Here is a 6,000-nt window from a genome sequence, read left to right as displayed (position 1 = left end):
CAGCAGGCGGCCCAGCAACTGGCCGCGCAGCAGGCGGCCGACCAGCAGGCCGCCGCCCAGCGCGCCGCCGCCGACCGTGCGGCCGCCCAGCGTGCCGCCGCCGCCGCGGCCCGCCCGGCCGCCACCACGCCGACGCAGAACACGCCGCCAGCCGCCACCACGCCTGCGGCGAGCGCGGCTTCGACCGAACTGCGGCCGATCAGCACGCCGGCGCCGCGCTTCCCACCGGAGGCCTATCGCAACGGCACCTCGGGCGAAGTCCAGGTCGAGTTCACGGTCGGCACCGATGGCTCGGTCAGCAATGCGCGCGTGGTGCGTGCCAGCCCGCCGCGGGTGTTCGACCGCGAAGCGCTGTCGGCCGTCAAGCGCTGGCGCTTCCAGCCGATCGCCGCACCGGTCACCACCCGCCGCACGATCGGATTCAACCCCGGGGGTTGATCGCACGTACTGGTCGCCGCTTGCTGACGACAACAAAAAGCCCGGCATCGGCCGGGCTTTTTGTTTGTGCCGGGCCAGCCGCTAGCCGGAGATCGCCAGTCGCTCCTGGTGGTAGCGGCGGGTTGCTGCGATCCACAGCACCGCTGCCAGGCCGAAGCCGGCAAGCATGTACACCGACCATTCCAGCGGCGTGATCGCCTCGCTGCGGATCACCTTGAGCAGCATCTGGTTCTGCGCCAGGAAGGGCACCGTCATCATCCACAGCTGGTCTTTCACCGGGCTGGCCAGCAGTGCCATCGTCGGTACGACCGGCAGCAGCATCAGCACCGGCATGTAGCCCTGGGCTTCCTTCATGGTCTTGGCGCCGGCCGAAATGAAGGTCAGCAGCGACGTACCGATGAAAACGATCGGCACCAGGATCAGCATCATCCGCGCGATCGCCGGGACGCTGATATCCATCATGTGGCCGATCCCAGGCGCGAACTGCGCGCCGAATTTCAATGCCACCAGGGTCAGCACCAGCACCGTGAGGTTCAGCAGCGCCGCGGCGACCATCTTGCCGCTGACCAGGGCGCCGCGCGATGCCGGCGTGGCCAGCAGCGGCTCCAGCGACTGGCGTTCGCGCTCGCCCGCGGTGGTGTCGATGATCAGGTGCGCGCCACCGAGGAAGGCGCTGAGCAGCAGCAGGTACGGCAGGATCGCCAACGCCATGCTGCGGCGCGCCTCGGGCGTCGCCAGGTCCTTGTGCGACACCGCCAGCGGCGTGGCGATGCCCGGGTTGATGCCGCGCGAGAGCAGGCGCAGCGCCCCCAGCTGGCCGCTGTAGTTGGCCAGCGCATTCTCGACCCGCCGGACCGGGATGTTGGCATCCTGGCGCGTGGAGTCGTGCACGATCTCGACCAGCGCCGGCTTGCCGTCGTGCCAGTGCGCGGCGAACTCCGGCTCGATCCGCAGGTAGACGTTCTCGTCCTGGTCGCGGATCGCCGCGTCGGGGTCGCCCGCCGCCGGCTTGCGCGCGATCCCCTGGCCGGCGAGCCACGCGACCAGGTTGGGTGCGTGTTCGCCGCCCACCATCACGATCGACAGCTCCTTCTCGATCTGTCCCTTCGCGCGATGCTCGGCCAGGGTCGCCATGCCGATGATCATGACCGGGAACAGCAGCGGCATCATCAGCGCCAGCATCAGCGTGCGCCGGTCGCGCGAGAGTTCGCGCAATTCCTTGAACAGCACCACCCACAACGCGGGTATCGGCTTGGCGCTCATGCGTGCAGGCCCTCCTCCGAGCCGATCAACTGGACGAAGGCGTCCTCGAGGTTGGTCTCGCCAGTGCGCGTGCGCAGTTCGTCGGCCGAGCCTTCGGCCACCACCCGGCCATGCGCGATCACCACGATGCGATCGCACAGGGCGGCGACCTCCTGCATGATGTGGCTGGAGAAAATGACGCAGCGTCCCTCGCCGCGCAGGCGGCGCAGGAAGTCGCGCAGGCCGCGCGTGGTCATCACGTCCAGGCCGTTGGTGGGTTCGTCGAGGATGACGTTTTTCGGGTCGTGCACCAGCGCGCGCGCGATCGCGGTCTTGGTGCGCTGGCCCTGCGAGAAGCCCTCGGTCTGGCGATCGAGGAAGTCCTCCATCTGCAGCGCGACGGCGAGCTGGCGGGTGCGCTCCTCGATCAGTTCCGGCGCCATCCCGTGCAGCTGGCCGAAGTAGCGGATGTTCTCGCGCGCGGTCAGGCGCTTGTACACGCCGCGCGCGTCTGGCAGCACGCCCAGCGCGCGGCGCGCGTATTCCGGATCGGCGGCGACGTCGTACCCATCGATCACCACCCGCCCGCTTTCCGGCTGCATCAACGTATAGAGCATGCGCAGGGTAGTGGTCTTGCCGGCGCCGTTGGGTCCGAGCAACCCGGTGATTTCGCCGTCGCGCGCCTGGAAGCCGACGTCGTCGACCGCCACCACCGGCGCCGCCTTGCGCCTGCCGGTACCGGGAAAGGTCTTGCGCAGGTGTTCTGCAGTGATCATGGGAGTTCCGTGATTGGTGGTTCGTGGTGGTCGCCCGGAGGGCACGCGATGCGCCGTCGCCTGCAACCAGGGCGCCGCCCCGTGCTGTCGACCGGTGCGCGTGGCCGCTGCCTGGCCCCGAGTGAGCAGGCCCCCGTCCGGGCGCTCATGGCTCCCAGCCGTTGAACGTCGTGAACGGCGGCGTGTACGGCACCGACTGCAGGCAGGCGGCGTCGAGCGATTTGGCGTTTGCCGTATCGATGAACTGCCCGAACAACTTCGGCATGCAGCCCACGCCGATCACGTTGTGGCCCTGGCCGCGCACGACGAGGTGGCGCGCATTGGGCAGGTGGCGGGCGACCTCGGCGCCATAGCGCGGCGGCGTGACCGGGTCGAACTCACCGCTCATCAGCAGCGCCGGCACGCGCGACACCAGCGGGGCATGGAAGTCCGCCGGCATCGTGCCCTTCGGCCACACCTGGCACTGGGCGCCGAGGTAATCGGCGAACTGGTTGCCGAGCAGGGTTCCCGCGTCGTCCGGATTGTCCTTCAGGCCGTACGCGTCCTCGCTGCAGATCACCGACAGCTGCATGCCGAGCATCATCTGCCCGGCCATCGCGCCACCGAGCATCTTCGACATCGCCATCAGCCCGTCATAACGGCCCTCGGACGCTTCCTTGAGCTGCAGCGGGAGCAGCGACGAGGCCAGCGGCGCGTAGGCGTACATGCGCATCAGGCCCGCCACGTCGTCCGGCTGCAGGCGCTCCTCGCGCATCTGGTTGGTGGCCGCGTCGCGGTAGCGCACCAGCGGCGGATCGCTGCGCAGGCGTGCCATCAGCGCATCCAGCCGCGAGCGCGGATCGCCGAGCGCCTTCGCGCAGGCCGGGACCTTGCCGCAGCGGCCGAACTGCAGGTCCAGCGCCTGCTCCAGGTTGCGGGCGAAATCGTTGCCCAGGATCAGGCTGTTCGGCGCCACCGAGTCGAGCACGATCGCGCGCGTGCTGGTCGGATGGCGCATCGCGTACTGCTGCGCGACCCGGGTGCCGTAGGAGATGCCGACCAGGTCGACCTGGGTCGCACCGATCGCCTTGCGCACGCGTTCCAGGTCGCCGACCGCATCGGTGGTGGTGTAGAAGCGCAGGTCGGCCCTCTTCGACAGCGCATCGCGACAGCGCACGGCGAAGCGCTGGGCCCGCGCGGCCTTGGCGGCGTCATCCAGGACGACCGCGTCGTCGGCCGAATCGTCGCCCGCATCCGGGTCTTCGCACATCAGTGGATTGGACTGGCCGGTGCCGCGCTGGTCGACCAGGATGACGTTGCGGTTCTTCAGCACCTCGCGGAAGGCCGGCGCGACCTGCGGGTAGCTTTCGGTGGCCGATTGCCCCGGTCCGCCGGTGAGCATGAACACCGGGTCCGGTGCCAGCGTGCCCGACTCGCTGGCGGGCACCCAGGCGATGTGCAGGCGCACCTGGCGTCCCTGCGGCTGGTCCGGATTTTCCGGCACCGGCAACGTGGTGCATTGCGCCTCGACGCTGGTTGCCCCGAACTGCGGCGCCAGCGTGCAGGGAGTGAACGCGAGGGTGCCGAGCATGCGCCGGGGCGCGGGAGCAGCCGTGCCCCGGTGCGCGGTCGCGGTGGCGTGGGCAACGTGGGGCTGGTCGCGCACGTGGCGATAGACCAGCGCCGCGGTGATGATCAGCAGCGCCGCCAGCCAACGGAATTTGCGGGAAGGTGTCATGTCTTGTCCGGGTGCCTGTGCCCAAGGTCGGGTCGATGATCGGGGTCTGCGCGCGTGCGCGCAGGTGCGGGAAGTGATGGGTCGATGTCGTCGCTCAATCCGGGCCCGGCTTGAAGATCGCTTCCAGTGGCGCGCCGAACAACCGCGCGATGCGGAAGGCCAGCGGAAGGCTGGGATCGTACTTGCCGGTCTCGATCGCATTGACGGTCTGGCGCGAGACCGCCAGCCGTTCGGCCAGTTCGCCCTGCGACCACGCCCGCGCCTCGCGCAGTTCGCGCACGCGACTGTCCATCGTCAGTCGTAACGCCGGCGCAACACCAGCTTGGCGATCCCGATGCCGAGCCCCAGCAACGGAAACACCCAGATCATCGCCGCGCTCGCGTCGATGTCGATGACGCGCGCACGCTGCAGCAAGCCGGCGGCGAGATAGCCCATCGACACGCAGACCGCCGAGACGCTGACCGCCTCAAGCTCGATGCGGCGCTGCAGTTCGTCGGAGTCCCGGATCCGACGCACCACCGCACGCATCGCCAGCGCGATCGCCGGCACCGGCAGCAACGCGACCAGGGCCCGCAGCAGCGGCGCGTCCACGCGCTTGAGCAGCCATACCGAGAGCAGCACCGCGATTACGTAGGCGGCCATCGCCGGCACCAGTTCGCGCAGGTAACGCCGGCGGGCGGTCGGGGTGACGCCATCGCAGGCGCCGTCCCGCAAGCCGCGCAGGGTCGCGAACAACAGCAGGCCGATGGCAACGCCGTACAGCAGGCCGCGGGCCAGGCCGGGCACCTGCCGATGGCCTTCGCTTGCCACCGCGGCACCCAGCAACAGCAGGCCGCCACCGAGCGGCGCCATGGGAAGCCAGCGCGCCGTGGTCACGGGCGCGCGCCCCGGAGGCGTGGTGACCGCGCCAGCATCGCCGTCGCCGCCAGGCCAGGCAGCAGCACCAGCGTCAGCAGGACGGGGGCGCGGACGACGGCGGCGGCGAGGATGGCGGCCGCCCACAACAGGGCGTGGCCAAACAGCGCGTGGCACAACGGTCGAGCTTCCATCTGCCGCCTCGGATGTCAAGTGAACTTGACACACGATAAGCGGCCGGGACAGCGTCTGTCAAGCTTGCTTTACATCGCCACGCTCACGCACGCCTGCACCCATCGCGAAGCGCGGAGCACGAATGGATTGACGAATGCACTGGTGATCATCGGAGCGGCTTGTCGAAACCGGCGATCGCAAGCCGCGGGCGCCAGCGCGCAACCGTGGCAACGCTGACGAAGAGCAGGTGATCCAATGCATCCGATCGCGGTGGCCGCCGGTCCATCGCGCAGCGACCGTCCGGTGATCACAACTCTATTGACAGGGCGCCGGGCTTGATTCCTACTCACGCCGCCCGGTCCAACAGTCCGGGCAAACTTTTGTTTGGACCAATGAAATAAGGAGCACTACGCATGAATGCAATGGAAGTCCTCACCAAGTGGAGAAATGCCGAGCAGGATGCCGGCGCGGTCCAACGTGTCGCGGGCGGTCCGGCCATCGACGAGAATCTGTTGCAGCAGATCCAGGGCGGGATCGGTTCGGGTTACTTCCCCACCATCAGCGCCGAGTGCAACGGCGGTACGCGTTGCGACAACTGGAGCTACTGGTGGTCGCAGATGCAATCGGCCTGACGCTCATCGGGGGAGAGGTGAGAACCTCTTCCCCTTTTCGGAAAACCGTTGGACGGCGAGTCCGGACCACCGACTCGAACCGACGCGTAACGGCCACTGGAGCGGGCGCGGCCTGGATGCGAACCAGCGCTTGAATCCTCCCCGACGACGCGCGACACGGCGATCA

The 6,000-nt window shown here is 68.9% G+C and carries 8 protein-coding genes; 2 read left to right on the top strand and 6 right to left on the bottom strand.

What is annotated here, in order from left to right; genetic code table 11:
* The coding region (locus G7B67_RS10215) for an energy transducer TonB (protein ID WP_166211805.1) at positions 1–438 on the top strand (438 nt) is incomplete at its 5' end.
* An 81-nt stretch (positions 439–519) separates the two neighbouring features.
* Here G7B67_RS10215 and G7B67_RS10210 read toward each other — a convergent pair.
* From G7B67_RS10210 to G7B67_RS10185, 6 genes are all read right to left on the bottom strand, one after another.
* Complete coding sequence (locus tag G7B67_RS10210; RefSeq protein WP_166211802.1) at positions 520–1,701, bottom strand: ABC transporter permease; 1,182 nt, start codon at positions 1,699–1,701, stop codon at positions 520–522.
* Positions 1,698–2,456 carry an ABC transporter ATP-binding protein gene (locus tag G7B67_RS10205; RefSeq protein WP_166211799.1) on the bottom strand — a complete coding sequence of 253 codons (759 nt, stop codon included), beginning with the start codon at positions 2,454–2,456 and terminating at the stop codon, positions 1,698–1,700. The genes G7B67_RS10210 and G7B67_RS10205 overlap by 4 nt, the downstream gene beginning before the upstream one ends.
* 145 nt (positions 2,457–2,601) lie before the next feature.
* Positions 2,602–4,173: an alpha/beta hydrolase gene (locus G7B67_RS10200; RefSeq protein ID WP_166211796.1), complete on the bottom strand. Its 1,572-nt coding sequence runs from the start codon at positions 4,171–4,173 to the stop codon at positions 2,602–2,604.
* Positions 4,174–4,267: 94 nt separating this feature from the next.
* Positions 4,268–4,465 carry a helix-turn-helix transcriptional regulator gene (locus G7B67_RS10195; RefSeq protein WP_166211793.1) on the bottom strand — a complete coding sequence of 66 codons (198 nt, stop codon included), beginning with the start codon at positions 4,463–4,465 and terminating at the stop codon, positions 4,268–4,270.
* 2 nt (positions 4,466–4,467) lie between these two features.
* Positions 4,468–5,025 carry a hypothetical protein gene (locus G7B67_RS10190; protein ID WP_166211790.1) on the bottom strand — a complete coding sequence of 186 codons (558 nt, stop codon included), beginning with the start codon at positions 5,023–5,025 and terminating at the stop codon, positions 4,468–4,470.
* A 20-nt stretch (positions 5,026–5,045) separates the two neighbouring features.
* The gene (locus tag G7B67_RS10185) at positions 5,046–5,222 is read right to left on the bottom strand and encodes a hypothetical protein (RefSeq protein WP_166211787.1); all 177 of its coding nucleotides are present in this window, start codon (positions 5,220–5,222) and stop codon (positions 5,046–5,048) included.
* 393 nt (positions 5,223–5,615) lie between these two features.
* On the opposite strand from G7B67_RS10185, the gene G7B67_RS10180 reads away from it, so the two are divergent.
* Complete coding sequence (locus G7B67_RS10180; protein WP_166211784.1) at positions 5,616–5,834, top strand: type A2 lanthipeptide; 219 nt, start codon at positions 5,616–5,618, stop codon at positions 5,832–5,834.
* Positions 5,835–6,000: the final 166 nt, after the last annotated feature.

Origin of the sequence: Cognatiluteimonas telluris (assembly GCF_011320095.1) — a bacterium.
GTDB classification, from domain to species: Bacteria; Pseudomonadota; Gammaproteobacteria; order Xanthomonadales; family Xanthomonadaceae; genus Cognatiluteimonas; species Cognatiluteimonas telluris.
The sequence above is the reverse complement of the archived record's forward strand: the minus strand, read 5'-3'. Positions and strand labels throughout refer to the sequence as shown.

What these genes read in the sequence shown, in the direction of transcription:
- G7B67_RS10200 (WP_166211796.1), bottom strand. Translation starts at nt 4,173, where the DNA reads ATGACACCTTCCCGCAAATTCCGTTGGCTGGCGGCGCTGCTGATCATC.
- G7B67_RS10190 (WP_166211790.1), bottom strand. Translation starts at nt 5,025, where the DNA reads ATGGCGCCGCTCGGTGGCGGCCTGCTGTTGCTGGGTGCCGCGGTGGCA.
- G7B67_RS10195 (WP_166211793.1), bottom strand. Translation starts at nt 4,465, where the DNA reads ATGGACAGTCGCGTGCGCGAACTGCGCGAGGCGCGGGCGTGGTCGCAG.
- G7B67_RS10180 (WP_166211784.1), top strand. Translation starts at nt 5,616, where the DNA reads ATGAATGCAATGGAAGTCCTCACCAAGTGGAGAAATGCCGAGCAGGAT.
- G7B67_RS10205 (WP_166211799.1), bottom strand. Translation starts at nt 2,456, where the DNA reads ATGATCACTGCAGAACACCTGCGCAAGACCTTTCCCGGTACCGGCAGG.
- G7B67_RS10185 (WP_166211787.1), bottom strand. Translation starts at nt 5,222, where the DNA reads ATGGAAGCTCGACCGTTGTGCCACGCGCTGTTTGGCCACGCCCTGTTG.
- G7B67_RS10210 (WP_166211802.1), bottom strand. Translation starts at nt 1,701, where the DNA reads ATGAGCGCCAAGCCGATACCCGCGTTGTGGGTGGTGCTGTTCAAGGAA.